This is a genomic window from Burkholderia sp. BCC1644 (assembly GCF_902833225.1).
GTDB lineage: Bacteria > Pseudomonadota > Gammaproteobacteria > Burkholderiales > Burkholderiaceae > Burkholderia.
Window position 1 is genome coordinate 1 of the sequence record NZ_CADFEI010000041.1, and the last position, 2,913, is coordinate 2,913.

3 protein-coding genes are annotated in these 2,913 nt (G+C 64.7%); all 3 read left to right on the top strand.

Annotation, left to right across the window (positions count from 1 at the left end):
- Positions 1-1,089 (top strand): polyamine ABC transporter ATP-binding protein (gene potA, locus HWX87_RS37535; protein ID WP_176051824.1); only part of this gene is annotated, 1,089 nt, incomplete at its 5' end.
- A gap of 10 nt (positions 1,090-1,099) precedes the next feature.
- Positions 1,100-2,086 carry an ABC transporter permease subunit gene (locus HWX87_RS37540; protein WP_176051825.1) on the top strand — a complete coding sequence of 329 codons (987 nt, stop codon included), beginning with the start codon at positions 1,100-1,102 and terminating at the stop codon, positions 2,084-2,086.
- The coding region (locus HWX87_RS37545) for an ABC transporter permease subunit (RefSeq protein WP_176051826.1) at positions 2,083-2,913 on the top strand (831 nt) is incomplete at its 3' end. The genes HWX87_RS37540 and HWX87_RS37545, both read left to right, overlap by 4 nt.

The following is a 2,913-nucleotide window of genomic DNA, read 5'->3' on the forward strand; positions in this document are numbered from 1 at the left end:
AACGACGCCTTCGTGCGCATCGAAAACGTCGTGAAGAAATTCGGCGACAGCACGGCCGTCGACAACGTGAACCTGACGATCGCGAAGAACGAGCTGTTCGCGCTGCTCGGCAGCTCGGGCTGCGGCAAGTCGACGCTGCTGCGCATGCTCGCCGGGCTGGAAACGGCGACCTCCGGCAAGATCTTCGTCGACGGCGAGGACCTCGCGTCGCTGCCGCCGTACCGCCGCCCGGTGAACATGATGTTCCAGTCGTACGCGCTGTTCCCGCACATGACGGTCGAATCGAACGTCGCGTTCGGCCTGAAGCAGGAAGGCACGCCGAAGAACGAGATCAAGGAGCGCGTGGCCGATGCGCTCGCGCTCGTGCAGATGAGCAAGTATGCGCAGCGCAAGCCGCATCAGCTGTCCGGCGGCCAGCAGCAGCGCGTCGCGCTGGCCCGCTCGCTGGTCAAGCGCCCGAAGCTCCTGCTGCTCGACGAGCCGATGTCGGCGCTCGACAAGAAGATCCGCCAGAAAACCCAGCTCGAACTCGTGAACATCATCGAGAAGGTCGACGTGACCTGCGTGATGGTCACGCACGACCAGGAAGAGGCGATGACGATGGCCAGCCGCCTCGCGGTGATGAGCGAAGGCAAGATCGTCCAGATCGGCGCGCCGGGTGAAGTCTACGAATTCCCGAACAGCCGCTTCTCGGCCGAATTCATCGGCTCGACCAACCTGTTCGAAGGCCGCGTCGTCGAGGACGAACCCGATCACATCTTCGTCGAGAGCGACGACCTCGAAGCGCGCATGTACGTGAGCCACGGCATCACCGGTCCGCTCGGGATGCCGGTCGGCATCTCGGTGCGCCCGGAACGCATTCACGTGTCGCGCGAGAAGCCCGGTTCGAAACACAACTGGGCGCGCGGCGTCGTGACCGACATCGCGTACATGGGCAGCTACTCGCTGTACCACGTGCGCTTGCCGAGCGGCAAGACGGTGGTGTCGAACCTGTCGAGCTCGCACCTGATGAGCGACACCGCGCCGGCGTGGAACGACGACGTGTTCGTGTCGTGGTCGCCCGCCAGCGGCGTCGTGCTGACGCAATGAGGACGACGCGATGAGAACCTCTGCTTCCACGCCTTCCACGCCGGTGTCGACCGGCGCCGCGAGCACCGGTGCGGGCCGGCCGCGCCCGGGCCGCTTCGCCGCGCTGTCGCGCTTCCTGCCGTCGGGCCGCAGCGTCGCGATCGGCGTGCCGTTCCTGTGGCTCGCGGTGTTCTTCGCGCTGCCGTTCGTGCTGGTGCTGAAGATCAGCTTCGCCGACCAGGTGATGGGCATTCCGCCGTACACGTCGCTCGTCGAGATCAAGGACGGCGTCGTGCACTTCGCGCTGCAGCTGTCGCACTACGCGTTCCTGCTGCAGGACGACCTGTATATCGCGACCTACCTCAGCTCGCTGAAGATGGCCGCCGTGTCGACGGTGCTGTGCCTGCTGATCGGCTATCCGATGGCGTACTACATCGCGCGCTCGGAACCGAACCGCCGCAACGTGCTGATGATGGCCGTGATGCTGCCGTTCTGGACCTCGTTCCTGATCCGCGTCTATGCATGGATCGGCATCCTGAAGGATGACGGCCTGCTGAACCACACGCTGATCGCGCTGGGCATCATCCACACGCCGCTGCGGCTGTACCACAGCGATGCGGGCGTCTACATCGGGATGGTCTATTCGTACCTGCCGTTCATGGTGATGCCGCTGTACGCGCACCTCGTGAAGATGGACCTGACGCTGCTCGAAGCCGCGTACGACCTGGGCGCGAAGCCGTGGGTCGCGTTCACGCGCATCACGCTGCCGCTGTCGAAGAACGGGATCATCGCCGGCAGCCTGCTGGTGTTCATCCCGGCGGTCGGCGAGTACGTGATTCCGGAGCTGCTGGGCGGCGCCGACACGCTGATGATCGGCCGCGTGATGTGGGATGAATTCTTCAACAACATGGACTGGCCGATGGCGTCCGCGGTGACGGTCGCGATGGTGCTGCTGTTGCTGGTGCCGATGGCGCTGTTCCAGTACTACCAGGTCAAGGAACTGGAGGAAGCGAAATGATCAAGCCGAGCAAACCGCTGTCGACGGGCGTCCTCGCCTTCGGCTTCCTGTTCCTGTACATCCCGATCATCAGCCTGATCGTGTACTCGTTCAACGAGTCGAAGCTGGTGACGGTGTGGTCGGGCTTCTCGCTGAAGTGGTACGCGGCGCTGCTGGAGGACGACGAGCTGCTGACGGCCGCCTGGCTGTCGCTGAAGATCGGCCTCTTGACGGCGACCGCGTCGGTCGTGATCGGCACGTGGGCGGGCTTCGTGCTCGCGCGCTTCGGCCGCTTCAAGGGCTTCACGCTGTACACGGGGATGATCAACGCGCCGCTGGTGATTCCGGAAGTGATCCAGGGCATTTCGCTGCTGCTGCTGTTCGTGGCGCTGGAGCAGATGTTCGGCTGGCCGAAGGGTCGCGGGATGCTGACGATCTGGATCGGTCACGTGATGCTGTGCGTGTCGTACGTGGCGATCATCGTGCAGTCGCGCGTGAAGGAGATGAACAAGTCGCTCGAGGAGGCCGCGCTGGATCTGGGCGCGACGCCGCTGAAGGTGTTCTTCGTGGTGACGCTGCCGTTGATCTCGCAGGCGCTGCTGTCCGGGTGGCTGCTGTCGTTCACGCTGTCGATCGACGACCTGGTGCTGTCGGCGTTCCTGTCGGGGCCGGGGTCGACGACGCTGCCGCTGGTGGTGTTCTCGCGCGTGCGGCTGGGGCTGAACCCGGAGATGAACGCACTGGCGACGCTGTTCATCACGGCCGTGACGATCGGCGTGATCGTCGTGAACCGGATGATGATCGCGCGCGAGCGGCGCCGGATGGCCGACTTGAAGGCGGCGTTCGCG